This window comes from Spirillospora sp. NPDC029432 (genome assembly GCF_040703975.1).
Taxonomy (GTDB): domain Bacteria; phylum Actinomycetota; class Actinomycetes; order Streptosporangiales; family Streptosporangiaceae; genus Spirillospora.
In genome coordinates this window covers 95,317-120,274 of sequence record NZ_JBEZWH010000006.1, presented here as the reverse complement: position 1 = coordinate 120,274, position 24,958 = coordinate 95,317, and the positions used below count along the sequence as shown (strand labels likewise).

Sequence of the window (24,958 nt, the reverse complement as noted above, 5' to 3'; positions counted from 1 at the left end):
GCGGAACGAACGGCACGACGGTCAGGAACGGAGAAGCGCTGATCACCGAACCGAATCTAACCTGACTTCAACGGCCCGCCGACGGGCCCGACCGGCAGCAGAGACGAACTCGATCTCGGGGCCCGCTCACCCGGCGCCCTCCCGCCAAAGGAGTCGAACATGACGCTCTCGCTCGACGTGATCACCCTCGGAGTCCCGGATGTGGGGACGGCGCACGCGTTCTACACGTCCGCGTTCTCACCCACCGCCGCCGACCGCGGCGGGCAGGTGGACCTGGACATGAACGGGACCGGGCAGGTCGCGCTGCGGGGGGCCGAGGCGCTCGCCGCGGCCGCGGACGCGAAGCCGGTGACATCGGGCTTCCGCGGCTACATCGCGTCCGCCGTCGTCGAGCAGCCCAGCGAGGTCGAGGCCCTGCTGGACGCGGCCGTCAAGGGCGGGGCGAAGGTCCTCAAGCCCGCGAAGAAGGGGCTGTTCGGCGGATTCACCGCGGTGTACCAGGCGCCGGACGGCGCCATCTGGAAGCTGGCGGCGCCCTCCAAGAAGGACACCGGCCCCGCGAGCGACCCGCCGAAGCTGACCGAGACCATCGCCATCCTGGGCGTCCCCGACCCGAAGTCGTCCAAGGAGTTCTACGCCGCCCTGGGCCTCGCGGTCGACAGGGACTACGGCAGCAAGTTCGTCGACTTCAGCCTGAGCCCCGGGAAATGCAGGCTGGGCCTGATGCAGCGCAAGGCCCTCGCGAAGGACGCGGGCGTCGACGAGGAGGGATCCGGCTTCGGCGCCGTGGTCTTCGGCCACCGGGCCGGGTCGCGCGAAGAGGTCGACGCCCTCCTGGCGAAGGCGGCCTCCGCCGGCGGCGAGATCGCCGTCGCGGCGGGAGAGAACGAGCAGGACGGCTACGCCGGGCACTTCACCGACCCGGACGGCTTCCGGTGGAAGGTGTCCTCCTCATAGCGCCGGCGGGCGGAAACGCAGGACCCGGAAGTCCTGCGTTTCCGCCCCATCGGCACACCTTCTACCGGTTCTGCCAGTTCTACCGGGTTCTACCGGCTCAGCGCGGGGACGCGGCCGGGACCGCCGGGACCGCCGGGTCCGGCTCCGGGCCGGCGGCGCAGCGGGCGTCGGCGCCCTCCCTGGAAGCAGGGCGGGTGCCGTCCCTCAGGTAGGCGATGACGTGACCGTTGACGCACGCGTTGGCGTTCGCCGTCAGGGAGGCCCCGTGGAAGACGCCCCCGAGTTCCAGGACGAACCTGGAGTTCGGGAAGAGCCCGTGGACCTCGTGGGCACCGCCGACCGGGGTCGCGGCGTCGTTCTCCGGCTGCACCAGGAGCATGTCCACCTTGCGGTGGCCGACCTTCTGCGGCTGGCCGGAGGGCGCCGGCCAGTAGGCGCAGGGCGCGTTGTACCAGGCGTTGTTCCACGTCATGAACTTGTTTCCCTCGCCGTACTGGCGGGTGAAGTCGTCGTGCCAGCGCTGCCAGTCACGCGGCCAGGAGCCGTCGTTGCACTGGATCGCGCTGGACATCGCGACGGTGTTCCGCGCCGGGTAGTCCGGCTCGACGAGGTTCTCCAGCAGCCCCGCCGGGTCCTTGCGCAGCACCCAGTCGGCCAGCACCTGCGCGTGGTAGGTCCAGATGTAGGTGCGGTACGCGTTCACCACGAAGATGTCGTTGTACTCGGCCGGGCCGACCTTGCCGCCGATCGGCTGCTCACGGACCATCTCCATGCCCTTGTAGTAGTTCGCCTCGACCTCGGCCTGGGTCTTGCCCAGGTGGTAGTACGAGTCGTGCTTGGCGATCCAGGCGAAGAAGATCTCGACGCGCCGCTCGAACGCTGCGTTCTGGTCGAGCACGGACCGGTACCCGGCGGTGCTGGGCTTGACCACGCTGTCCAGCACCATCCGGCGAACTCGGTTGGGGAACAGCGAGGCGTACACCGAGCCCAGGTACGTGCCGTAGGAGTAACCCAGGTAGTTGATCTTCTGCTGGCCCAGCGCCCGCCGGATCAGGTCCATGTCCCGGGCGGTGTCCTCGGTGCTGAGGTGCCTGAGCGTGTCGCCGTACTTGTCGCCGCAGCTCTCGGCGAAGTTGCGGGCCTTGGCCTGCCACACCTGCTCCTCGGCGGCCGAGCGCGGCACGTAGTCCGGCCTGGCCTGGCCCGGGTAGAGGTAGTAGGGCTCGCAGGTGACCATCGGATCGCTGGCCCCGACGCCGCGCGGGTCGAAGCCGATCCAGTCGTAGGTGGAGCCGACCGCCGTCGGCAGCCCGGTCGAGCCGTCGGCGAACCGTGTCGGCAGGTCCCGGCCGATGGCGCCGGGCCACAGGCCGCGGTTCACCAGCACGACGCCCTGGTACCGCGACTCCGGAGCGGTGTGCCTGGCCCTGGTCAGCGCCAGGTCGATCTGCCGGCCCTGCGGCCGGGCGTGGTCGAGCGGCACCTTCAGCGTGCCGCATTCCAGTCCCTTGAGATATTCCCCCATGATCGGGTCGTTGTCCGGACAGGGTGCCCAGGCGATGCCGCCGGCCGGTGGCTCCGGTGGTGCCGCTTCGGCCGTCGCCACCGCGGTGGCCGGGGCGGCCAGGCCGACCGCGGCCGTCGCCATGATCGCTAGGAGCTTCTTCACAGATCCCCCTTCTGTAGGCGGGTTCGCCAAAACAGCCCGATGTACGGGCATTGCCGGCGGGGGACGGCGGAATTAAACAATCACGGAAAGCCGGAAATGAGAAGGACTCGAAGTGAGCGGTGGCCGAACCGTGACTGGTCGCCCGGGATCGGTCCGAATCCCCGGAGTTCGGGGCCTCATCCGGACGGCAAAGAGCCCCCGATGTTCATCGGAGGCTCTTGCGGTGGACCTGGTGAACGGCCCCGGGAAGGGCCCCGCCGATTATGCGGCGCTTCCCAGGACGCTTCCCTGGACGCTCGCCTGGACGTGCTCGCGCATCCCGTTCACCAGGTGCAGGCGCCGGCGTGGCCGGCCCTGGCCGGTTCCGGCTCGACGTCGTAGAAACCCGGGCCGTCCAGATAGCGAATGGTGCCGATGTCGCGCGCCACGACTTCGTCCGAGGGGTCCATAAGTGTGACGATCACCGGGTAGCTGAGGTCGTCGACCGTTCGGCGCAAGCGGCCCTGCGGTTTCACGAGGAGTTTCATGTCGTGGAGACTCTCCAGGGCCCGGATCTCCTCCGCGCCGCGATACTCCCGGAGCGTCCCCTCATAGGGCGACACCATGGCGACCATGGCGCAGAACCTGCGGACCTCGTAAGGCCGGCCGCAGCGTTCATGGAAGCGCTCCGGCCGGACATACGCGTCCACGGTCCAGTCGATCTGCGACTCGCCGATGCCGAGCGAGGCGTAGTAGGGGATGTCGCCGCCGGCGATCCGTGCGCCCACCTCGACCAGGCACGGACCGTCCGGGGTCATCCTGATCTCCACATGGGCGGGCCCGTGGCGGATCCCGAGCGCGTCCAGCACCCGGCCGGCGTAGGCGGTGAGGGCGGGCACCTCCTTCTCGTCGGACGCGATCAGGCGGAGCGCGTCGCAGAGATCGGTGATCCCGTTGGCGTTGATCCGCGTGGTCTTCCAGATGTCGCAGACATGGTGGCGGCCGTCCCTGCTGACCGTGTTCACCATGTACTCGGTGCCCGGCAGGTACTCCTGCGCCACCACGCTGTCGTTGCGCCCGGCGAAGATGTCGCGGGACCCGAGGAGCGCGCGGTAGGCCCGCACCGACTCGGCCGGAGTGTCGCAGAAGGAGACCCCGTCGCCGCCCGCACTGCGCAGCGGCTTGATCACTACGCGCCCGCCGAGGTCGCGATGCCAGTCCGCCAGCTCGTCCGCGTCCGCGACACGGAGCTGGCGCGCGCCGCGCAGCCCGGCCCGCTTGATGGTCTCGACCATCGTGTGCTTGTCCCGCCGCGCGGCGCTGAGCGAGGTGCCGTTGGCGGTCGGCGTTCCGAGGCGCTCGCTCAGCAGGTCGCAGAACTCCACACCGACCTCACCGCCGGGGACGACGGCGACCGGATCGAAGGCGGCGACGGCCTCCACCGTCGCGGCGACGTCGCCGTCGTGCACGACCGAGGCGACGTAGTCGTCGTGCCGCACCTGATCGGAGGCGAACAGGGGCGGGGGCTCGGGCGTGCTCTGCACCCGCACGCAGCGGTAGCCCAGCGCGCGGAACCGGGGGGCCAGCAGCCGGGTCGGCGTGTAGGTGTCGACCAGGACGACATGCCGTCGGTCACTCATTCATCTCTCCTTGTGCGATCGAGCCTCCAGGCGCCGCGCCAGCTGGCCGAGGGGCAGCGTGATGATCAGGTAGCACAGCCCGGCGACCACGATCGGGGTGGTGTTCGCCGAGGTGGCGGCCAGGTCGCGGCCGAACTTGGCGAGCTCCCGCTCGCTCAGGACGACGCCGAGGAACAGCACGAGCGAGGACTCCTTGAACAGGAGCACGAACTCGTTGGTCAGCGGAGGGATCATCATCCGGACCGCCTGCGGGAGGATGATCCAGCGCATCGCGGCGGCGTCGGTCATGCCGATGGACTTGGCGGCGTCCACCTGGCCGCGCGGCACCGCCTCGATCCCGGCGCGCATCGTCTCGGCGACATAGGCCGCGGAGATCAGGCCCAGCGCCAGCGCCACCTTGCCGTAGGTCCCACCGGGGATCTGCGCGCCGGGAAAGGCCAGCGGAACGCCGACCCCGACGAAGATGAAGACGAGCAGGGACGGCAGGCCACGGAAGACCTCTACGTAGAGCAAGGCCGCAACGCGGTACACGCGGATCCGCGACATCCGCATGACGGCGATCACCAGGCCGAGCGACAGCCCGAAGGCGAAGCCGCTCAGCGTGTAGACCAGCGTGTTGACGAGAGCGACGGTGAGGATCTGCGGGAAGAGCGCCCGCGCCAGGTCGGGCTGGGCGAACTGCCGGCCCAGCTGCGCCCAGTCGGCCTGGGACAGCAGCACCAGCAGTCCCGCGAGGACGGCGCCGTGAACGCCGTACCGCACGGCGCGCCGGCCCGGCCGCAGGCGTACCCACACCCTGCGGGGGAGGGCCGGGGCGGTCACCGCGCCTTCCGGTACGGCCCGATCCACCGCTCATGGATGCGGGTGTAGGTCCCGTCGGCCCTCGCCTGGCGGACGGCCGAGTTCACGACGTCGATGAGCGCGCCGCTGCGCCCCTTGCGGAAGGCGAACCCGTAGGTCTCGCCGGTCCGCAGGTCGGCCAGCACGCGGAAACCGGAGTTCTTCGGGTCCTTGAGCCAGTCGGCCACCACCGGGCTGTCCATGATGATCGCGTCCACGTCGCCGATGCGCAGGCCGTTGAGCAGCGCGTCGGCCAGGTCGTAGGACTTGGGGTCGAAACCGCGCCCGGTCAGGTACTCCTCGCCGGTCGTGGAGGCCAGCGAGCCGAGGCGCAGCCCGGCCGCCTTGACCTGGTCGAGAGTGGTCGCCTTGACCGACGGCCCGGCCAGGAGCGTCTGGGTCGCCTCGAAGTACGGCTCGGAGAAGTCGATGTACTTCTTCCGCTCGGCGTTGATGGTCATGCCGCCGGCGCCGACGTCACAGCGGCCGGCGTTGAGCTCCGCGCCCGTCTTGATCGTCTCGAACGGGGTGTCGATCACCTGGACCGCCACACCGAGCCGCTTCGCGGCGAGTTCGAGGATCGCGACGTCGAACCCGACCACCTTGCCGCCCTCCATGTACTCGAAGGGCTTGTAGGGGAGCTGCGCGCAAACGGTCAGCCGGCCCTGCCGCACGATGGGGACGCTGCCGTCCGCCGATCTCGCGCCGCCCGAATTCGCGCCGCACGCGCTCACTGATCCGACCAGTGTTCCGATGATGAGAAGCAGGACTAACCGATACACCGATGACACATCCTTGTCTTCCTGTCATGACTGGCGGCGGTGCCCTAGGAGCATGTAGACATCAACATGGTTATGAAACAGTCCCATCTAGTCAAAGGCGGGCGACACTTCTTGAACGCCGCGAGGGGCCGTTCGCCGACGCGGGACCGCAGGTCCGCGTGGGCGCCGAATACCGTGCTCGCGTTGCTTTTCCTCAATACGCTGGGGAGCTTCTTCGTTCTGCTGAGGCTGTCCACCGAGGTGAGCGAGGCGACCGGGTCGGGCCTGCTGGCGGGCGCGGTCCTGAGCGCCCCCTGGCTGCCCGCGCTCCTCCTGGCGCGGCTCCTCAACCGGGCCTTGGGCGAGCGCGATCCGGCGCGCCTGGTACGGATCGCCGAGGCCACCAGCCTCGGCCTCACCGCGGTGCTCGCCGTGCTGCCGGTCTCGGGAACCGCGCTGGTCGTCGCGGCGGTGTCGGTGGTGTTCGTCCGCGGATTCTGCGAGGCGACGACCCGTTCGGCCACCTCCGTGCTGCTGCGCCAGGCCGTCGCCGAGCGGCGGCTGAACCGCGCGAACACCTTCGCCGAGATCGGCAAGCTCGCCGGCACGAGCACCGGGGCGGCCGTCGCCGGCCCGGCGAGCGCGGCGCTGAGCCTGCACGCCTTCTTCGCCCTCAACGGGCTCACGCTGGCGGCCTCGCTGCTGCTCGCCCTCCTGCTGCCGAAGGCGGGGGCCGGGCCGGGGGCTGACGCGCGGAACCCGGAACGGCGGCAGCGCATCCGGCTGGAGGACCCGGTCCTCCGGCGCCTGTTCACACTGTTCTTGCTGGTGGCTTTCTGGCAGGGTTTCCACACGGTGGCGGTGAACGTCGTCCCGCGCGACCTGCTCGGCGGCGGGACCTCGCTCGTCGGCGTCTTCGTCGCGCTGTCGGCCGTCGCCATCTTCGCCGGCTCCTTCGCGGCGCTGCCGGCCCAGCGGCTCGTCCGGCTGCCGGCCGAGGTCTGGGCGATCGCGCCGATGCTGCCCCTGACCGCCGCGATGGCGATCGGCCGCGTCGGCCCCACGCTGGCCGGATACGTCGTGTTCCTCGTCCTGTTCGAGGTGGCCTACGTGGTCTTCAACAACCGGCTGCTGGCGCGGGCCCGGCCGGAGGAGGTCCCGGTCGTGGTGACGCTGCGGGCCACGCTGCTGCCCGCGGGCGTCATCGCGTCGATCCTGCTCATCGGCCTGCTCTCCGACCTCGCGGGCCCGATCGCCGCCCTCCTGGCGGTCCTCGCGGTCACGGCGCTGGTGACGGCCGCCCCCTGGCTCCGCCGCCGTCGCGTCCGGTGACCGCGGCACCCTGACCCGGCCCGTCCCGGCCGTCGCGCATGGTGACGGCCGGGGCCGCTTTTAATGGTTGAACGCCTTTTCGGTCTGTTGACTCTGAACATCCCGGCTCTTACGATCTCGGATCGTCGGATATCGGCGCCGTGCGATTATCGTGCCGGAGGCCCTCTGAATCGATCGCTTTCCGTCCGTCCGCGAAAGATCGAGACTGGCATCGGCGGGCTGCGCCGATCTGTAGAAGTCGAGCATTTTCTCTGACCACCGATCCGCCCTGAGCGGATCGGTCCCGGTATGCCCAGGACGACCATTAGCCGGTGGAACCGGATCGTCGGTTCGCACCGGTGGCCGTCCTGCGCGACGACGAGAGGGAAAGGAGGTGCACGACATGACGGACCGCCAGTTCCTGGAGACTCGCGAGGACGAGGAGGTCACCAAGTGGTGACGTTCCGCTGACTCCCAACGGTGTCACCCGCGGCCGCAGGGCCGCGGGTGGCACCGCCCTGAAGAACCGGCCCTGAAGAACCCGCCTGACGAGCAGGCCCATCACGCGGAAGGGAAGACGGCACATGGAGCCAGCGAAGGACCTCCACGGCGGTGACATCGGCACCGTGACGGTCGACCGTGACGGCGCCGGCGACGAGGCGTACTGGCACGGCATCGAGCGGATCACGGCGGACCTCGACCGGTCCGCCGGCCTGGACCGGCTCTGCGACCTCTCGCACCGGCACCCGGAGTGGCCGGTACGCGCCGCGTGCGTGCGGATCCTCGGCGACCGGTTCGCCGACCGGCCGGCGGCGCAGGCCGCCATCGCGGCCGCCACGCACGACGAGGTTGACTCGGTCTCCTTCACCGCGATCCGGGTGTGCGGCGAGCGGCGCATCGCGCTCGCGGCGCGCGACCTGATCCGGATCTCCGGCTGGCCGAGCAACTTCACCCGGCCCGGTTACGCCCGCAAGCCGGTCGGCTGCGGGGCGGCCTTGACCAAGCGCGCCCTGGTCGCCATCTTCGGCAGCGAGGACCCCGACGAGCTGCGCGCCCTGGAGAACGAGCACTTCGGCCAGGTCATCCGCAACGCGACCGAGACCAGGCCGCGGGCCTGCGACGACGTCGTCCGCGTGCCGGCCGGGCCGTTCGTCGCGGGAGCGACGGCCGGCGAGATCGGCCCGTTCCAGATCAACGACACCGACAACCCGCTGCGCGCGGCCGACCTGCCCGCCTTCCTCATCGACCGCACGGCCGTGACGAACGAGCGCTACGCGCGGTTCCTGGACGACATCGGCGACAGCACCGCCTTCGACCATCCCGACCAGCCGGAACGTCCCGACCACAGGCCCGCCCACCGGCACGACCCGCGCTTCAACGAGCCCGGCATGCCGGTCGTCGGCATCGACTGGTACGACGCGTGGGCGTTCGCCGAATGGGCCGGCGGCCGCCTGCCCAGCGAGGACGAATGGGAGAAGGCCGCGCGCGGCACCGACGGGCGCGTCTTTCCCTGGGGGAACGACTGGGACGCCTCGCGTGCCAACTACGTCGAGCGCGCCTTCGAGAGTGAGGTCCACGACCTGGCGGACCTCGAACGCCTCCTCGTGACGGTCACGGCGACGGACGTGCCGAAGCGGCCGGTGATGCCGGCCGACAGCCTGCCCGAAGGGGGCAGCCCGTACGGCCTCCTGCACATGGCGGGCAACGTCTGGGAGATGACCCGCACCAACTTCTTCACCCGGGCGGACATGGACCCGTTCTTCAAGCACCGCCGTCCGGTCGAGTTCATGAACCGCAGGGAGGCGTTCTACGTGCTGCGCGGCGGCACCTGGACCTCCCCGCCGGTCTGCCTGACCACCTACTACCGCGGCAAGGACCTGCTGACCGACAAGCACAACGAGATCGGGTTCCGATGCGTCTACCCGGTGGAGAGCTGACGCCATGCGACTGACGACCTTCGGCCACGCCGCGGTGCTGGTGGAGACCGGATCCGAGCGGATCCTGGTCGATCCCTGGCTGACCCGAAGGCTCGACCGCTTCTGGGAGCGCCTGCCGGCCGTGCCGGACGGCCTGCTCGACGTCCTGGACGGCGGGGTCGACCACATCGTGTTCAGCCACCACCACTTCGACCATCACCACTTCCCGAGCCTCCGGATGCTGTCGGAGGACCCCGAGGTGGACTTCGACGAGCCGCCCGCGCGCGCCGCCGAGACCCACTGCGTCTGGCCCCGGCACCCGGGGCGGCCGCGGCCGAGCGTGTCCGGGCTCGGTCATCAGGCGATCGGCTGGACGCTGCGGCGGCTCGGCTTCACCCGCACGAGCGGCGTCCAGCCGGGCGACACCGTCCAGCTCGGCGACACCCTGCTGCGCACGTCCGTCTCCCGGGTGCCCTTCCCCGAGATGACCCTCCTCCTGGAGGGTCCCGACGCCACGGTGATGCTGTGCGGCGACGCGATGCTGCATCCGGACACCGAGGCGTGGTTCTCGGGCCCGGACGCCCCCGGCGTCGACGTCGCGCTCATCCCGGCGCACAGCATCGCGCCACCGGGGGTGCTCACCGAGCGCCGCCCGCTGGGCGGGATCGAGGACGTCCAGGCCCGGGCCCGCGCCAATTTCGACCGCTGGACCGCCACCGTGGACGCCCGGCTGACGATCCCGTCCTCGTTCGGGTGGCGGGTCCGTGCCGAGGACGGCGCGTTCTCCTGGTGCAACGACGCTCTGTTCCCGTTCACGCCCTGGCAGGCGCTGGAGCGGCTGGGGGAGACCGGGCGGGCCGGCGCGCTGTGGGGGCCCGGGCAGACGCTGGAGGTGGCGGGCGGGGAGGCCGAGCTGTCCGGGACCGACCACGACTTCGCCGCCCTGTACGAAGCGGTGACGCTCGACCCGGACGTGAAGATCCCGGCGTTCTCCCCGGAGCACGACCGCGTCGGCGCGCAGCGCGAGCCCACCGCCGAGCTGGTGGGGCGGCTCATGGATCACCTCGTGGGCACCGAGCTGTGGTACCGCGCCGTGGACAACGGCGACGGGCACGTCCTGACCGTCACCGAGGACACCGGCACCCCCCGGCACTTCGCGCTCGACTTCGCCGGCGGCCGCGTCCTGCCGTTCACGGGCGACACGGGCGGCTCGGGGGACATGGGTGACACCGACGACGGTGCGGGCTCCACCAGGATCGCCGGCTCCACGTTGCAGGCGCTCTTCGACGCCGAGCTGCTGTTCGGCAGCTCGTACGGGTTGTGGACGAGCGACGACACGGTGCTGTCGGCCGTCTTCCACGATCCGCGCTGGTACGTCCGGCACGTGAACGCCGAGCTGGCACGGGACGGCCGATGACGGCGGACGTGCGTCACCACGCGGGCCACACCGTCGTCACGATCGAGCACGAGAGCGCCCTGCTCGCCGGCAACCCCCTCGGCGACCCGCACCGCCGCGAGATCCTGGTGCTCGCTCCGCGGGAGCCGGCGGAGCGGCCCCTGCCCGCGGTGTACCTCCTCAGCGGGTTCGGCTCGCGCGGCCGCGGCCTGCTCGGTGACCACGTGCTCGGCGGCGGGCTCGCCGGCGTCATCGGCGGCCTGGCCGGCGCGGGACGGCTGCCGCCCGCCTACGTCGTCCTCCCGGACTGCACGACCCGCTTCGGCGGGTCGCAGTATCTCGACTCGCCGATGTGCGGGCCGTACCAGCGGTACCTGGTCGACGAGGTCGTGGCGGCGGTGGACGAGCGGTTCCCCACCGTGCGGGCGGCCGAAGGCCGCGCGGTGGCGGGCAAGTCGAGCGGCGGCTATGGAGCGATCATGGCCGCGGCGCTCCGCCCCGGGGTGTTCGGGCACGTGATCGCGCACACGCCGGACGCGGGCTTCGAGCACTGCTACCTGTCGCTCCTGCCCCGCGTCCTGGACACGCTGGCGGAGCGCGGCGGGATCGCCGCGCTGACCGGCCCCGGCTACGAGGGGCCGTTCGACGCCGCGTTCATGGTCGCGATGAGCCTGGTCGCCATGGGCGCCTGCTACGCCCCGGAAGGAACGCGCGACCCCGCCGCCGCGTTCGTCTGCGACCCGGACACGGGCCGGTTCCGCGACGAGGTCTGGAGGTCCTGGCTGTCGCACGACCCGGTGCGGGCCGCCGCCGAGCGGGCTCCCGCGCTGCGGGAACTCGGCTGCTTCTTCCTGGACGCGGGCAGCCGGGACGAGTACGGGATGCGCTGGGGAGTGCGGGCCCTCCACTCGGCGCTGACCGCCGCCGGCGTGCCGCACACGTTCGAGGAGCACGCGGGCGGCCATCACGGGATCGAGCACCGCTTCGCGCGATCCCTGTCCGTGCTCGGACGGCACTGGGGTGCGCCATGTGCGGGATAGCGGGCTTCGCCAGCCTCGACGGCCCCCGCGACCGGGACTGGCTCGCCGCGCTCGGCGCGCGGATGACCACCGCACTGCGGCACCGCGGGCCGGACGGCGACGGCGTCCACGTCTCGTCCGACGGCCGGGTCATGCTGGGCGCCACCCGGCTGGCCGTACGCGACCTCAGCGACGCCGGCGCCCAGCCGATGCACAGCCCGGACGGCCAGGTCACCCTCGTCTACAACGGGGAGTTCTACCGCGACCGGAACCCGTCGGGCGCCCCGCCGTGGCCGCTGCGCACCGCCTGCGACACCGAGGAGTTCCTGCGGATCGTGTACGAGCGGTCCGAGGCCGCCCTGCCGGGCCTCGACGGCATGTTCGCGGCGGCATGGCACGACCGGCGCGGCGGACGCCTCGTGCTGGCCCGCGACCACTTCGGCGTGAAGCCGCTGGTGTGGGCACGGGCCGCCGGCGGGCTCCTGTTCGCCTCGGAGACCGGCGCGCTGCTGGCCTCCGGCCTGCTGGACGCCGCGGTGGAGCCGCTCACGTTCCTGTACCGCGCGTACGTGCGGATGGACGCGGTGGACGAGGAGACGTGGATCGACGGCGTCCACGCGCTGGAGCCCGCCCACACCCTCGCCGTCGATCTGCGCGACGGCTCCGTCCGGCGGGAACGGTACTGGGCCCCGGTGGCCGCGGAGGAGCCGGTCGCCCCGGAAGCGCTGCGGACGGCCTTCCGCGACGCGGTGGCGATGCGCCGGCCGTCCGACGTCCCGATGGCGGCCGTGGTCAGCGGCGGGGTCGACTCGTCCGCGGTCTTCGGCGCCCTGCGCCGGCTCGACTGCGACGTGACGCCGTACGTCGTCCGCTACGAGGGCGCCGACCCGCACCAGAACGAGGACGTCCCCTACGCGGTGGAGGTGGCGCGCCGAGGCGGCCGGGAACCGGTCCTGTGCGACATCCGGGTCGACGACGTCGCCGCCCTCGCCGCGCGGATCGCGCCGCACCTGCAACGCCCGTTCCTGCACGGTGCCGAGCTCGCGCTGTTCCGGACGTACGAACGCATCGCCGCGGACGGGCGGACCGTGGTGTTCTCCGGGCACGGCTCCGACGAGCTGTGGGGCTACCAGGAAGGCCGCTACTTCCCGATCGCCGATCCCGCACGCCCGCTCGACACCCACGGCGCGCACTACCTGCGGACCCGCCTGTACCGGGACGAGCGGCCCGGCTGGCACCGCATGCTCGACGCGCTCGGCGCGCAGCTGGGCGTGCCGGAACCGGACATCACCGAGCTGGTGTGGGAGCGCACGCTCGCCCCGTACCGCGAACTGGAGACGCTCGACCCGCACAAGCGGGGCCGGCACCACCTGATGCGCCGCTTCCTCGTCTACGTCAACGAGATGGTCGACGCCTGCTCGTCGGCGTTCTCCCTGGAGGACCGGCCGGCCTTCCAGGACGTCACCCTCGCCGGGATCGCGTTCGGCATGCCGGAGCACCTGAAGAACCGCGAGGGGATCGGAACGGTCAAGCCCTTCCTCAAGCAGGCCGTGCGGGACCTGCTGCCGGAGAGCGTGCTGAACCGGCCGAAGAAGGGCTTCCCGTCGCCGGGCGACCCGGCGTTCCGCGACCGTCTCGCCGGCCTCGTCCGGGAGAGCGGGCTGCCCTACGATCTGCGGCTGGACGGAGCCCTTCTCGACGGGCTGGGCATCGGCGAGCTGATGTTCCTGTTCTCGGCCCGGACCTGGCTCGACGGGCTCCGCGTGAGGCCGGCCGATCCGGCCCCCATCCGAGTCACATCCCACTGAGTCACATCCCACTAAGGAGGTACAGGGCGCGTGTGGAAGCATCGGACCCTCGCCGACGCCGCGGAGCTCCCGGAGACGCCGCCGGCGGTGCCGCCCGAGCAGGCTCAGCCGTGGTGCAACTTCGTACTGTGGACCCCCGGGCGGGTGCCCGCCGGGTGCGAGCTGGAGACGGGCACCCTCCGCAAGGAGGCCCCGCCGGGCCGGGTCGAGGGGCACACCGCGGGCCGCACCCCGTGGAGCGACAACAACCCCGCCGCCTACCGCTTCGAGATCGCCGGATCCGGGCGCCGGCTGCGGGTCAAGCAGTTCCTGTACGACTGGGCCTTCCCCGCGCTCGACCACCCCTGCCTCTGGGAGAGCCGCACCCACGCGGCCCCGATCGACGACCGGCACGTCGTGTGGTTCGGCACGGACTACCTGAAGAACGCCGCCGCGTCGGCCCGGCTGGACCGCACGACGGTGGAGCTGTCGGTGCTGCGGGGAACGTTCTCCGAGGCCGAGATCCTCGACCTCTACAGGGCGATGCGCCCGGCCGAGCCGGCGGTCCTCGCCGACTTCGCCGCGACGCCGTTCGCCGCGCTGAGCTACTGGGCGCGCCGGCCGGAGGCCGCCGCCGTCAACGTCCCGGTGGGGCTGTGGACGTTCCGCCGCCGCCGGTCGCGCGAGTGCCGGTGGGAGAGCGGTGCGGCGGCGGAACGGCTCGTCGCGGGCCTGGGGCTGCCGCTCGCGCTGGGCGGGCTGGACCTGGACGGCGCGGCCCGGTTCACCGACGACCAGGGCCGCGAAGAGGTCGAGGCCGTCTATTCGGGCCGCCCGGAGCGGGGGCGCGAGCTGCGTCTGATCGCCCAGGAGAGCGGCCGGGGCAGCCTGCGGGTCCCCGCCGAACCCGAGGACCAGCCCGGTGAGCGCGACACCGTCCGCGTGGCCGGCGCCGAGGTGCAGCTCGGCTGGATCGACGAGCGGTACGGCCCCTTCCAGGCCGTCTACGCGCACGGCGGTGTCGAGGCGACCCTCCTCGCGAGTACCGCCGTCGGCATGGACCGCGCCTGGTTCCTCGAAGCGCTCGCCGAGGCGATGCCATGACCCCGCGTCCCGGCCTGCTGGACCGGCTCGGAGGCGTGGCCGTACGCGGCCGGATCGAACCGGGGCGGGGGCCGTCGCGGGTGCTGTACGACCCGTCGTACGGCACGCCGATCGCCGAGTTCGCCGAGGCGTCCGCCGAGGAGCTCGACGCGGCCGTCACCGAGGCCGCGCGGGCGTTCCCGGAATGGGCGGGACGCCATCCGCGCGACCGGCAGGACCTCCTGCTCGCGCTCGCGGACGCGGTCGACCGGGCCGCCGGCGAACTCGCGGAGCTGGAGGCGCTGGACGCGGGCAAGCCGCTCGCCCGGGCGCGGGGCGAGATGGCCTTCGCCGTCCGCACCCTGCGCTATTTCGCCGGGGCGCCGATGCGGCCCTCCGGTGCGGTCAACCCGTCGGACGCGGGGACGTTCGCCTACACCGACCGGATCCCGCTCGGGGTCTGCGCGGCGATCGCACCGTCCAACTACCCGCTGCTGCTGTCGGTCTGGAAGATCGCCGCGGCCCTGGCGTACGGCAACACCGCCGTGCTGAAACCGGCCGAGGAGACGCCGCTGACGGCGCTGCGGTTCGCCGAGCTGGCCCACGAGGCGGGCCTGCCGCCGGGCGTCCTGGCCGTCGTCACGGGCGGGCCGGAGACGGGCCGGCGGCTGTGCCGCCATCCCGGCGTCGCCGCGGTCTCGTTCACCGGATCGACGTCCGCGGGCCGCGACGTCGCGGCCCTGTGCGCCGAAGGGATCAAACCGGCGTCGCTGGAGCTCGGCGGGGTGAGCCCGTTCGTGGTGCTCGCCGACGCCGATCTGGACGCCGCCGCGGCGGCCCTGGTCGAGGGGTTCACCGGCAACACCGGCCAGATGTGCGTGGCCGCCGGACGGCTCATCGTCGAGAGCCCGGTGCGCGAGGAGTTCGCCCGGCAGGTGGCCCGCGCCGCGGCGGCCAGGCCGATCGGCCCGGCTCTCGATCCCGCCACCGAACTGGGACCGCTGGTCAGCCTGGAGGCGCGCGACCACTGGACGCGGCAGGTCGACCGGGCCCTGGCCGGCGGGGCGCGGGTCGTCGGACCGCGCGGCGCCGAGCCGTCCGGCGGCGGCTACTTCGTCGCTCCGGTCGTCCTGGACGGGGTGCGCCCGGACATGCCGGTCGCCCGCGAGGAGGTGTTCGGGCCGGTGCTCCCGGTCATCGACGCCCCTTCGGCGGACGAGGCGTTCCGGCTCGCCGCCGACACGCGGTTCGGGCTCGCCGCGTCCCTGTGGACCCGCGACCTGCGTCAGGCGCACCGCGCCGCCCGCACCCTCCGCGCCGGAATGGTGTGGGTCAACACCTTCGGCGACACCGAGGAGCACGTCAGCGTGGGCGGCATCGGCCTGTCCGGCTACGGCAGGGAGCTCGGCGCGCACGCCCAGGAGCAGTACACCGCCACCCGGGCGGTCTTCATGGCGCACGGCTAACACGGTGAGGAGGAGGTGGCGGCGTGGACGTCATCGACCTGCGCAGCGACACCAGGACGACGCCGGACCCCCGGATGCGCGCCGCGATGGCGGGGGCGGAGGTCGGTGACGACAGCTTCGGCGACGATCCGACCGTCGCGGCGCTGGAGGAGCGGGCGGCCGCCCTGCTGGGCACCGAGGCGGCGCTGTTCACCGGCGGAGGGACCATGAGCAACCTGCTCGCGGTCCTCGCCGGCGCCGGCGTCGGCGGCGGGACGGTCGTGGCCGGCGCCCAGTCGCACCTTCTCCATCACGAGAACGACGGAGCGCGGGTGCTGGCCCGCGTGCGGGTCCACGCCGTGCCGGACCCGGACGGCGAACTGGACGAGGACGCCGTCGCCGCCGCGCTGGGGGAGTCGTCCGGCGCGTCCCTGGTCTGGCTCGAGAACACCAGCAACCGGTACGGCGGGAGCGCCCTCGACGAGGCGTCCTTGAGGCGGCAGGCGGCGCCCGCCCGGCGGGCCGGTGCCGCCGTGCACCTCGACGGCGCGCGGCTGGCCAACGCCGCCGTCGCCCTCGGCCGCGAGCCCGCGCGGCTGGCCGCCGTCGCCGACACCGTGTCGTTCTCCCTCTGCAAGGGGCTGGGAGCGCCGGCCGGATCCCTGCTGTGCGGCCCGGCCGAGCTGATCCGGGAGGCGCGCTACTTCCGCCGGATGGTCGGCGGGACGCTGCATCAGGCCGGAGTGCTGGCGGCCGCCGGGCTCGTCGCGCTGGACCGCCTCCCCGACCTGGCCGACGACCACCGGCGGGCCGGTGTGCTGCGGGACGCGCTGGCGGGCGCCGCGTGCGTCGAGGCGCCGGTCATCCGCCGGCCGACGAACATGGCGCTGTTCCGCGTTCCGGGGATGCCCGCCGGGGAGGCGCTCGAACGGCTGGCCGGCGCCGGCGTCCTGGGACTGCCCATCACCGCCGACCTCGTCCGCCTGGTGGTGCACCGCGAGCACTCCGACGGCGATGTCCGCCGGGCCGCGGAGCGGATCGTCTCCGCCTTCTCCTGAGGAGGAACATGAATCCCATCGACGAGCTGCGGACCGCGGGGTACGCCGTCCTGGACGGGCTGGCGGGGGCGGCGGAACTGGACCGGCTCAAGGCGGTCGTCGCCCGGCTGGAGTCGGCGGCCGCCGCGATGACGCGATCCTCCGACGACTTCGTGCTGGAGGCCGAGGGGGTCGGCGGCTGGGTGGCCTGGCAGCAGGGCGCGACCGCGGTGCGCGGCGCGCTGCGCTCGGTCAGCCGGGTCCACGTCCACCGGCCCGAGCTGGTCCGGATCGCCGCGGACATGGGCCTGCCGGGCGAGCACGTGGAGCCCGTGGCGGGCACTCCGGTGGAGTTGATCAACACCTTCCTCTGGGCGAAACCGGCGCGGCTCGGCTCGGAGAAGCCGTGGCACCAGGACATGGCCTTCGCCCCCGAGGGCTTCACCGACCGGCACGCCAACGTCGTCACCGTGTGGGTGGCGATCGATCCCGCGACACGGGAGAACGGCTGCCTGGAGTTCTATCCCGGCTCGCACCTCGGCGGGCTCCTCCCGCACGTCGGCGACGAGGAGCGCACCGGCGGGCGGCCGCGGCTGGAACGGCCGGTCGAGCCGCACATCGACCGGGCCGCGCTCCCCGCCCGCTCCGCACCGGCGCGGGTGCCGCTGGACCCGGGCTCGGCGGTGATGTTCGACGGCCGGATCGTGCACCGGTCGGCCCCCAACCGCGCGCGGGAACCCCGGCGGGCCATCAGCTTCGTCTACGCCCTGCCACGCTGAGGAAGGTTGCCGGGGGCAAGGGCCGGCCGGTGGCCAGGGCTCAGGCGGTGACCAGCGTCTCCAGCGTGCGGACCACTTCGGCGGGCGTCGGGAGCGTGGCGATCTCCTTGGCGAGGGCCTGCGCGCGCCGCGTGTAGCGAGGGGTGGAGAGGATCTCCCGGCAGCCCGCGGCGATCTCCTCGGCCGGCTCCCGATCGGACGCGGACCCATCGCGCTCCTGCCGCGGCGGCACGGTGAGGGCGGCGCCGCAGTCGGCCAGGGACCGCGCGATGAGCCGGGTGTGGGTGTTCGGGGGAATGATCAGCTGCGGGACCCCGGCGGTCATGATGGTCATCGCGGTGGTCGCGCCGCCGTGATTCACCGCCAGGTCGCAGGTGGGCGCCACCACGTCCAGCGGGATCCAGCCGACGCGGACGTCGCCCAGCCCCGCGCCGAGCTCCTCGGCGGCCCCCTTCGGCGCCGTGATCAGCACCTCGGCTCCCGCCAGGGTCAGCCGATCCACCAGATACCGCATGGATTCGCCGGAGAGCATGCGGAAATGGGTCCCCGAGGTGATCAGCACGCGGGGGCGGTCCTTGGGCCGGGCGTACATCCAGGGCTCGAGCCGGCGCTGGGGATTCCTCGGGATGAAGCGCATCGGCCGCACCTCGGGGCCGCCCGGCGGCCGGAGGGACGGCGGGCAGACGTCGATGTACAGGTCGGGTTCCGGCAGCCCCTCCAGCCCCAGGCGGTCGAGCTCGGGCCGCAGCCCCTGCTCGGCGCCCGGGTCGATCTCCGCGGCCGGGATCTGGAAGTACTCGGCGTGCCGCACGAACGGGACCTTCAGGCGGGTGGCGAGGAGCCCCGCCGCGTAGCTCATCGAGCTGCCGACGATCAGATCGGGCCGCCAGTCCTCGGCCAGGTCCAGCAGCGCCTCCAGCGCGGCGGAGGCCATCCTGGCCAGCCCCCGGCCGGTGGTCAGCATCTCCTCCCGGGCGTCCATCGGGCCGCCCGGGGCGTCCTGCGCGTCTCCGGCCGTCATGAAGTGCCTGATCGTCTCGGGCATGATGGAGACCGCGGGTGCCCCGATGGCCTCCACCGCCTCGATCAGCGGCTCGTTGGTGGCCAGGAGGACCTCATGGCCCGCGTTCTGCGCCGCCGTCGTGAGCGGCGCGGTGGCATAGACGGTCACGTGGCTGCCGGTGGTGACGAACAAGACCTTCATGGCGATTCGCATGCTTCCGTTGAGAAGGGCGCCGGGTCCGGAGACGGGCCGGGTATCAAGACGGTGCGGATTCGGCCACTTCCATGATGTAGCGGCCGTATGGGGACTTCGCCTGGCGGCTGCCCAGGCGATAGAAGGCGTCCCGGTCGATGTATCCCAGGCGCCAGGAGATCTCTTCCAGGCAGGCGATCCGCACACCCTGCCTGTGCTGCAGGACCTGCACGTACTGCCCCGCCTCCATGAGGGCGTCGTGCGTCCCCGTGTCCAGCCAGACGAACCCGCGGCCCAGCGGGATCAACGTGGCCTCGCCCCGCTCCAGGTAGACGCGGTTGACGTCGGTGATCTCCAGTTCTCCGCGCTCGGAGGGCTGCAGCCGCCCGGCGATGTCCACCACCGCGTTGTCGTAGAGGTATAGCCCGGTGATCGCCAGATTGGTCCGCGGCCTGGCCGGCTTCTCCTCGATCGCTATGAGCTCGCCCCGCTCGTTCAGCTCGCCCACGCCGTAGCGCTCCGGGTCCCGCACGGGGTGGCCGAAGAGGACGCAGCCCTCGACGTTCCGCGCGGTCCGGTTGAGCAGCGTCCCGAACCCCGCCCCATGGAAGATGTTGTCGCCCAGCACCAGGGCGACGGAGTCGTCCCCGATGTGGTCGGCGGAGACCAGGAACGCGTCCGCGAGGCCCCTGGGCTTGTCCTGCTCCGCGTAACTCAGCGAGAGGCCGAGCCACGAGCCGTCGCCCAGCAGCCCGCGGAACGTCCTCAGGTCGTCCGGCGACGAGATGATCTCGATCTCGGTGATGCCCGCCAGCATCAGGACCGACAGCGGATAGTAGATCATCGGCTTGTCATAGACGGGCAGCAGCTGCTTCGAGATGCCGTTGGTGATGGGATGCAGCCGCGTGCCATGGCCGCCGGCGAGAATGATCCCCTTCACAGGCCCCACTTCCTTGCGGTGTGCGTTCTCCGAGCTCGCTCATCCCGGGCCGGCGCGACCCGGCCGCGTTCAACCGCGCGAAGTCACCGGTCGAACGGCCGGTTCGGACGGCGGTATCGGGCGGCATTCGACGGTGAAGCGGCCGGACGGCCCGGGGCCGGCCGTGGTGATCGTCAGGCCCGCCTTCGCCGCCAGGGCGCGGAACTCGTCGAGACCGCGCGGCTTGCCGCCGGTCAGCACCATCAGGAGCAGCCCGGCCCTGCGGGGCGCGGGCCCGTCGGAGACGCCACCGACCACGACGACGCGGCCGTCCGGCACGGCGGCCTCGGCGCACCGGCCGAGCAGTTCGGCCGCCTCCTCGTCCGGCCAGTCCAGGAGCAGGGACTTGAGCAGGTAGACGTCCGCTCCGGCCGGGAGCGGGTCGAAGAAGCTCTGCCCGCTGACCGCGGCGCGGTCGGCCACTCCCGCGGCCGCGAAGACCTCGCCGGACCGGGCGACCGTGCGCGGGAGGTCCACGAGGGTGCCGCGGACGCCCGGGTGCGCCCGCAGGATCTCGGCCAGCATCCCGCCCGTCCCGCCGCCGACGTCCACGACGTGGCGGACGTCCTCCCAGTCGTCGCCGATGAGGATCGCGGGGTCCGGGACGCCGCGGCCCTGGTCGCCCATCAGCGCGTCGTAACTGGCCGCGTGGTCGGGATCGGCGTCCAGGTCGGCCCAGAACGGGAGCCCGAAGACCTGCTGGTAGGTGGGGCGGCCGGTCCGGACGGCGGCGAGCAGGCCGCTCCAGGCGCCGGCGATCCTGCCGCCGTGGCCGTCGAGGTTCAGCGCGCGGGACAGGCCGGGGTCCAGGAAGCCGCGGGCCGCCTCGTTCAGCGTGAACTCGCCGTCGCCGGACTCCTCGAAAAGACCCTTGTTCACCAGGTGGCGCAGCACCCGGGCCAGCGACTCGCCGTCGCAGTCCGCCTTCCGGGCCAGCTCGTCGATCGTCGTGATCCCCGCCGCCATGTGCCCGGCGACGCCCAGGGTCGCCACCACATGGATGCTCCACGGCGTCGCCAGGTCGCTGAGCGCCTCGAGATCCACCTTGTCCGCCACGTGCCACCTCCAGGATCACGGGGCCTTCGGTGAGGCCCTTCGCATGGGTCGGTCCGAGGCTTCCGAAGTACCGATGTCCACCGCCGGCCGCCGATGTGGCGCCGCATCAGGATATTTATCCCGGCCCATTCCAGGCATCTTTCAAATTGCCTGCGCAACGGGCGGGTTCAAGTGCCGACCCGGAGCAGTTGAACGCGGCCGCCGGCGGACCGCGCACCGCAATCGGAAAGTTGTGCCGCGCTCGGCCGGATGCCACGCTTCATGCTGGCATCCCTGATTCAGGCATGGTCGATCCGGATTCCCCATGGCGAAAGAGGATTGAGATGGCGCACAACTTCCAGGCCAGCCGGCAATGGGAGCGGATCAACCGGTACTGGGTCACCGAAGAAGTGGCCGCCGACCTGACGAACTTCAAATCCGATCGCCGGAACCACAAGATCTCGCTGTGGGATCCGGGGGCCAACGGTGTCAGGTACCTGAAGACGCTGGGCTACACCATGGCGGCGGAACTCGGGCCGGCCGACTGGGCCAGGCTGCGGCGGACGGAGAACCGTGACGTGGGCGATCCCATCGCGGTGCGGTGGAACGGCGAGAGCATCTGCCTGGACTACCTGCAGGCCATCCTGGAGGTGGGGTTCATCGAGCAGGCCGTGGACCTGGAGGGCGCCCGCGTCCTGGAGATCGGGGCCGGGTACGGGCGCACCTGCCACACCCTGCTCTCCAATCACGACGTGGCCTCCTACTGCATCGTCGATCTGAAGACGACCATCCAGCTCAGCCAGAAGTATCTGCGGCACGTCCTGGATGAGGCGCGCTTCGCGAAGATCGATTTCGTGACCGTGGACGAGGTGGAGTCCGTGCTGGACTCCAGGCGCTTCGACCTCTGCGTCAACATCGATTCGTTCGCCGAAATGGCACCGGACACCGCACGCGGCTACCTCTCGCTGATCGATCGGCTGTGCGGCTCCTTCTACGTCAAGAATCCGGTCGGAAAATACTGGGACCGGAGCCTGGACGGGCATCTCGAAGGCGACGAGGCCCTGGAACCGGCGATGGAGACCGGCCTGCTCAGGCAGGTGCTGGACATCCACGACAGCGAGGCCGTGCGGGCGGCCGTTCCCGCCTTCCTCGCGGCCTACCGGCCCGGCGGCGATTGGAACCGCGTCGCCGACGGATGGGCGGCGCCGTGGAGCTTCTACTGGCAGGCCGTCTACAGGAACGCCGCGCGGTCCGAGCGGGGGCCAGCCGGGGGCGTCCGGTGACCGCGTCCGAACGCAGGCCGGTGGTGAGCGTGCTCGGCGCGTCCGGCTACCTCGGGTCCGTCCTCACGGCGCTCCTCGCGAAGGAGCCGGTCCGGCTGCGCGCCGTGGCCCGCCGGCCCAGCCCGGTCCCCGAACGGGCGGCGGCCGAAGTCGAGGTCCGCACCGCGGATCTCACCGACGCCGGGTGCCTCGCCGATGCCGTGGCGGACGCGGACGTCGTCTACCACCTGGGCAAGCACGACGGCGGATGGCGCGACGCCGAACGGAACCCGGACAGCGAGCGGATCAACGTCGGCGTGATGCGCGAGCTCGTGGAGATCCTCCGGCGGCGGCGCCCGGGGGGAGAACCGCCGCTGGTGGTGTTCGCCGCGACGACGTCCCAGGTCGGCCCGCCGCCGGAACACCCCATGGACGGCGGTGAGCCCGACCGTCCCGAGACCGCTTACGACCGGCAGAAGCTGGCCGCCGAGCGGATCCTGAAGGCCGCCACCGGCGAGGGCGTCCTGCGCGGTGTGAGCCTGCGGCTGCCGACGGTCTTCGGCCAGAGCCCGCTGTCCCGCGTGCCCGACCGGGGCGTGGTGTCCACGATGGTCCGCCGGGCGCTGGCCGCCGAGCCGCTGACCATGTGGCACGACGGCACGGTCAAACGCGACCTCGTCTACGTCGAGGACGTGGCCGAGGCGTTCGCGGCGGTGACGCGGCGGCCCGGCGCGCTCGCCGGCCGGCACTGGCTGGTGGGCACCGGCCGCCACGACACGCTGGACGAGGTCTTCCGGACGGTCGCGGAGTCGGTCGCCGCGCACAGCGGGAGGCCGGCGGTTCCGGTGGTCTCCGTGAAGCCGCCCGAGAACGCGCCCGCCATCGACTTCCTGAGCGTGACGATCGACCCCGCACCCTTCCGGCTCGCGTCGGGATGGCGCGCGCGGACGGAGCTTCGGGACGCCGTGGACCGCACCGTGGCCGCCCTCCTCGACGAGGAGGAGACCACAGGAAAGGAGCCCTGTGTACGGACGTGATGTCGCCGAGATTCACGACGACCTCAACAGCAGCCGGGGAAAGGACTACCGGCAGGAGGCCGAGTACCTCACCGAGGTGATCCGCCGCCGCCGTCCGGGGGCGCGTACCCTGCTCGACGTCGGGTGCGGGGCGGGCGGGCATCTCGTGCACTTCACCGAACTCTTCGACGAGGTCGAAGGGCTCGAACTGTCCCGGGACATGCTGGACAAGGCGGCGACGAAGCTGCCCGGCAGGCCCCTGCACCAGGGCGACATGCGGGACTTCGACCTCGGCCGCCGGTTCGACGCCGTCGTCTGCCTCTTCGGTTCGATCGGCCACACCATGGACGAGGACGAGCTGCGCGGAACGCTGGAATGCTTCGCGCGCCATCTCGCCGATGGGGGAGTCGTCGTGGTCGAGCCGTGGTGGTTCCTGGAGAAGTTCATCGACGGGTACGTCGGCGGCGACGTGGTCGAGTCCGGCGGGCGGACCATCGCGCGGATCTCGCACACGGTGCGCTCCGGGGACGTCTCGACCATGAACGTGCACTTCCTGGTCGCCGACGCGGAGACCGGGGTGCGGCACTTCGCGGAGACCTACCGGCACAAGCTGTTCGGCCGCGACCGGTACGAATCCGCCTTCGCCGCCGCGGGCTTCGACGCCGAGTACGTCGAGGACGTCCAGGGCGGCCGCGGGATCTTCGTCGGTGTCATGGGCAAGGAGCGATCGTGACCCTTCGGGTGTGGGACTACCTGGCCGAGTACGAGAAGGAGCAGGCGGACATCCTCGACGCGGTGGAGACGGTGTTCCGCTCCGGCCGGCTCGTGCTGGGGACGAGCGTGCGCGGTTTCGAGGAGGAGTTCGCCGCCTACCACGGTGTCGCGCACTGCGTCGGGGTGGACAACGGCACCAACGCGATCAAGCTCGGCCTGCAGGCCCTGGGCGTCCGCCCCGGCGACGAGGTGATCACCGTGTCGAACACGGCGGCGCCGACGGTCGTCGCGATCGACGCGGTGGGCGCCCGGCCCGTCTTCGTCGACGTGCGCGCGGAGGACTACCTCATCGACACCGCGCAGGTGGAGGCCGCCATCACCGAGCGGACGCGCTGCCTGCTGCCGGTTCACCTGTACGGGCAATGCGCGGACATGCGGCCACTGCGGGAACTCGCCGACAGGCATGGGCTGCTGGTCCTCGAGGACTGCGCCCAGGCGCACGGGGCGCGCCATCACGGCGGGCTCGCGGGCTCGATGGGCGACGCCGCGGCGTTCTCCTTCTACCCCACCAAGGTCCTGGGGGCCTACGGCGACGGCGGTGCCACCATCACGGCGGACGACGAGGTGGCGCGGAACCTGCGGCGGCTGCGGTACTACGGCATGGAGGACCGCTATTACGTGGTCGAGACGCCAGGCCACAACAGCCGCCTGGACGAGGTGCACGCCGAGATCCTGCGCCGCAAGCTGGGCCGGCTCGACGAGTACGTCGCCGCCCGGCGCGCCGTCGCGCAGCGGTACGCGGACGGGCTGGGGGACACCGATCTGGAGCTTCCGCGGATCGCCGAAGGCAACGACCACGTGTACTACGTGTACGTGGTGCGGCACCCCCGGCGCGACGACATCATCGAACGGCTGCGCGGCTACGACATCGAACTCAACATCAGCTACCCCTGGCCGGTGCACACCATGACGGGGTTCGCGCACCTCGGCTACCGGAAGGGCTCGCTTCCGGTCACCGAACGGCTGGCCGGGCAGATCTTCTCCCTGCCCATGTACCCCGCGCTCTCGATCGAGCTCCAGGAAAAGATGATCAGTGCACTCCGGGAAGTCCTCCACACGCTCTGAGTGCCCGAGCCCT

General features: G+C 72.0%; 21 protein-coding genes. 14 read left to right on the top strand and 7 right to left on the bottom strand.

What is annotated here, in order from left to right:
- Nucleotides 1-159: 159 nt before the first annotated feature.
- Complete coding sequence (locus tag AB0881_RS06800; RefSeq protein ID WP_366614850.1) at nucleotides 160-957, top strand: VOC family protein; 798 nt, start codon at nucleotides 160-162, stop codon at nucleotides 955-957.
- Between the two features lie 97 nt (nucleotides 958-1,054).
- On the opposite strand, the gene AB0881_RS06795 is transcribed toward AB0881_RS06800, so the two are convergent.
- From AB0881_RS06795 to AB0881_RS06780, 4 genes are all read right to left on the bottom strand, one after another.
- Complete coding sequence (locus tag AB0881_RS06795) at nucleotides 1,055-2,626, bottom strand: alpha/beta hydrolase (protein WP_366614849.1); 1,572 nt, start codon at nucleotides 2,624-2,626, stop codon at nucleotides 1,055-1,057.
- 323 nt (nucleotides 2,627-2,949) lie between these two features.
- Nucleotides 2,950-4,245, bottom strand: a complete 1,296-nt coding sequence (locus tag AB0881_RS06790; RefSeq protein WP_366614848.1) for an ATP-grasp domain-containing protein — start codon at nucleotides 4,243-4,245, stop codon at nucleotides 2,950-2,952.
- Nucleotides 4,246-5,067 (bottom strand): amino acid ABC transporter permease, encoded by an 822-nt coding sequence (locus AB0881_RS06785; RefSeq protein ID WP_366614847.1) that lies wholly within the window; start codon nucleotides 5,065-5,067, stop codon nucleotides 4,246-4,248.
- Nucleotides 5,064-5,759: an ABC transporter substrate-binding protein gene (locus tag AB0881_RS06780; RefSeq protein ID WP_366614845.1), complete on the bottom strand. Its 696-nt coding sequence runs from the start codon at nucleotides 5,757-5,759 to the stop codon at nucleotides 5,064-5,066. Before AB0881_RS06780 ends, AB0881_RS06785 begins: the two co-directional genes overlap by 4 nt.
- A gap of 291 nt (nucleotides 5,760-6,050) precedes the next feature.
- On the opposite strand from AB0881_RS06780, the gene AB0881_RS06775 reads away from it, so the two are divergent.
- The 9 genes from AB0881_RS06775 (at nucleotide 6,051) to AB0881_RS06735 (ending at nucleotide 17,619) form a co-directional block, all read left to right on the top strand.
- Nucleotides 6,051-7,178, top strand: a complete 1,128-nt coding sequence (locus AB0881_RS06775) for an MFS transporter (protein ID WP_366614844.1) — start codon at nucleotides 6,051-6,053, stop codon at nucleotides 7,176-7,178.
- Between the two features lie 563 nt (nucleotides 7,179-7,741).
- Nucleotides 7,742-9,094, top strand: a complete 1,353-nt coding sequence (locus AB0881_RS06770; protein WP_366614842.1) for an SUMF1/EgtB/PvdO family nonheme iron enzyme — start codon at nucleotides 7,742-7,744, stop codon at nucleotides 9,092-9,094.
- A gap of 4 nt (nucleotides 9,095-9,098) precedes the next feature.
- Nucleotides 9,099-10,490, top strand: a complete 1,392-nt coding sequence (locus tag AB0881_RS06765; RefSeq protein WP_366614840.1) for an MBL fold metallo-hydrolase — start codon at nucleotides 9,099-9,101, stop codon at nucleotides 10,488-10,490.
- On the top strand, nucleotides 10,487-11,509 hold the full coding sequence (locus AB0881_RS06760; protein ID WP_366614838.1) for an alpha/beta hydrolase-fold protein: 1,023 nt from the start codon (nucleotides 10,487-10,489) through the stop codon (nucleotides 11,507-11,509). Before AB0881_RS06765 ends, AB0881_RS06760 begins: the two co-directional genes overlap by 4 nt.
- Entirely contained in the window at nucleotides 11,497-13,296 is a 1,800-nt protein-coding gene (gene asnB / locus AB0881_RS06755) for an asparagine synthase (glutamine-hydrolyzing) (protein ID WP_366614837.1), read from the top strand. Before AB0881_RS06760 ends, asnB begins: the two co-directional genes overlap by 13 nt.
- 30 nt (nucleotides 13,297-13,326) lie before the next feature.
- The gene (locus tag AB0881_RS06750; protein ID WP_366614835.1) at nucleotides 13,327-14,379 is read left to right on the top strand and encodes a hypothetical protein; all 1,053 of its coding nucleotides are present in this window, start codon (nucleotides 13,327-13,329) and stop codon (nucleotides 14,377-14,379) included.
- Nucleotides 14,376-15,824, top strand: a complete 1,449-nt coding sequence (locus AB0881_RS06745; RefSeq protein ID WP_366614833.1) for an aldehyde dehydrogenase family protein — start codon at nucleotides 14,376-14,378, stop codon at nucleotides 15,822-15,824. The genes AB0881_RS06750 and AB0881_RS06745 overlap by 4 nt, the downstream gene beginning before the upstream one ends.
- 23 nt (nucleotides 15,825-15,847) lie before the next feature.
- The gene (locus tag AB0881_RS06740) at nucleotides 15,848-16,861 is read left to right on the top strand and encodes a GntG family PLP-dependent aldolase (RefSeq protein ID WP_366614831.1); all 1,014 of its coding nucleotides are present in this window, start codon (nucleotides 15,848-15,850) and stop codon (nucleotides 16,859-16,861) included.
- An 8-nt stretch (nucleotides 16,862-16,869) separates the two neighbouring features.
- Nucleotides 16,870-17,619 carry a phytanoyl-CoA dioxygenase family protein gene (locus AB0881_RS06735; RefSeq protein WP_366614830.1) on the top strand — a complete coding sequence of 250 codons (750 nt, stop codon included), beginning with the start codon at nucleotides 16,870-16,872 and terminating at the stop codon, nucleotides 17,617-17,619.
- 40 nt (nucleotides 17,620-17,659) lie between these two features.
- Here the strand turns inward: AB0881_RS06735 and AB0881_RS06730 are convergent, their stop codons facing one another.
- From AB0881_RS06730 to AB0881_RS06720, 3 genes are all read right to left on the bottom strand, one after another.
- Nucleotides 17,660-18,823, bottom strand: coding sequence for a nucleotide disphospho-sugar-binding domain-containing protein (locus tag AB0881_RS06730; protein WP_366614829.1), 1,164 nt, complete (start codon nucleotides 18,821-18,823; stop codon nucleotides 17,660-17,662).
- 55 nt (nucleotides 18,824-18,878) lie between these two features.
- Nucleotides 18,879-19,754: a glucose-1-phosphate thymidylyltransferase RfbA gene (gene rfbA / locus AB0881_RS06725; protein WP_366614827.1), complete on the bottom strand. Its 876-nt coding sequence runs from the start codon at nucleotides 19,752-19,754 to the stop codon at nucleotides 18,879-18,881.
- 69 nt (nucleotides 19,755-19,823) lie between these two features.
- Nucleotides 19,824-20,849 (bottom strand): methyltransferase, encoded by a 1,026-nt coding sequence (locus AB0881_RS06720; RefSeq protein ID WP_366614825.1) that lies wholly within the window; start codon nucleotides 20,847-20,849, stop codon nucleotides 19,824-19,826.
- Nucleotides 20,850-21,172: 323 nt separating this feature from the next.
- Between AB0881_RS06720 and AB0881_RS06715 the strand changes: the two genes are divergently transcribed.
- Genes AB0881_RS06715 through AB0881_RS06700 form a run of 4 tightly spaced genes read left to right on the top strand, consistent with a single transcriptional unit; the run spans nucleotide 21,173 to nucleotide 24,945 of the window.
- Nucleotides 21,173-22,111, top strand: coding sequence for a putative sugar O-methyltransferase (locus tag AB0881_RS06715; RefSeq protein WP_366614823.1), 939 nt, complete (start codon nucleotides 21,173-21,175; stop codon nucleotides 22,109-22,111).
- Entirely contained in the window at nucleotides 22,108-23,127 is a 1,020-nt protein-coding gene (locus AB0881_RS06710; protein WP_366614821.1) for an NAD-dependent epimerase/dehydratase, read from the top strand. Before AB0881_RS06715 ends, AB0881_RS06710 begins: the two co-directional genes overlap by 4 nt.
- Nucleotides 23,114-23,839 (top strand): methyltransferase domain-containing protein, encoded by a 726-nt coding sequence (locus AB0881_RS06705; protein WP_366614820.1) that lies wholly within the window; start codon nucleotides 23,114-23,116, stop codon nucleotides 23,837-23,839. The genes AB0881_RS06710 and AB0881_RS06705 overlap by 14 nt, the downstream gene beginning before the upstream one ends.
- A complete protein-coding gene (locus tag AB0881_RS06700; protein WP_366614819.1) occupies nucleotides 23,836-24,945 on the top strand; it encodes a DegT/DnrJ/EryC1/StrS family aminotransferase in 1,110 nt (369 codons plus the stop codon). The genes AB0881_RS06705 and AB0881_RS06700 overlap by 4 nt, the downstream gene beginning before the upstream one ends.
- The last annotated feature ends 13 nt before the right edge of the window (nucleotides 24,946-24,958 follow it).

Coding starts and splice junctions, on each gene's coding strand:
- AB0881_RS06715 (WP_366614823.1), top strand. CDS start 21,173: ATGGCGCACAACTTCCAGGCCAGCCGGCAATGGGAGCGGATCAACCGG.
- asnB (WP_366614837.1), top strand. CDS start 11,497: ATGTGCGGGATAGCGGGCTTCGCCAGCCTCGACGGCCCCCGCGACCGG.
- AB0881_RS06765 (WP_366614840.1), top strand. CDS start 9,099: ATGCGACTGACGACCTTCGGCCACGCCGCGGTGCTGGTGGAGACCGGA.
- AB0881_RS06790 (WP_366614848.1), bottom strand. CDS start 4,245: ATGAGTGACCGACGGCATGTCGTCCTGGTCGACACCTACACGCCGACC.
- AB0881_RS06745 (WP_366614833.1), top strand. CDS start 14,376: ATGACCCCGCGTCCCGGCCTGCTGGACCGGCTCGGAGGCGTGGCCGTA.
- AB0881_RS06760 (WP_366614838.1), top strand. CDS start 10,487: ATGACGGCGGACGTGCGTCACCACGCGGGCCACACCGTCGTCACGATC.
- AB0881_RS06730 (WP_366614829.1), bottom strand. CDS start 18,823: ATGAAGGTCTTGTTCGTCACCACCGGCAGCCACGTGACCGTCTATGCC.
- AB0881_RS06770 (WP_366614842.1), top strand. CDS start 7,742: ATGGAGCCAGCGAAGGACCTCCACGGCGGTGACATCGGCACCGTGACG.
- AB0881_RS06735 (WP_366614830.1), top strand. CDS start 16,870: ATGAATCCCATCGACGAGCTGCGGACCGCGGGGTACGCCGTCCTGGAC.
- AB0881_RS06800 (WP_366614850.1), top strand. CDS start 160: ATGACGCTCTCGCTCGACGTGATCACCCTCGGAGTCCCGGATGTGGGG.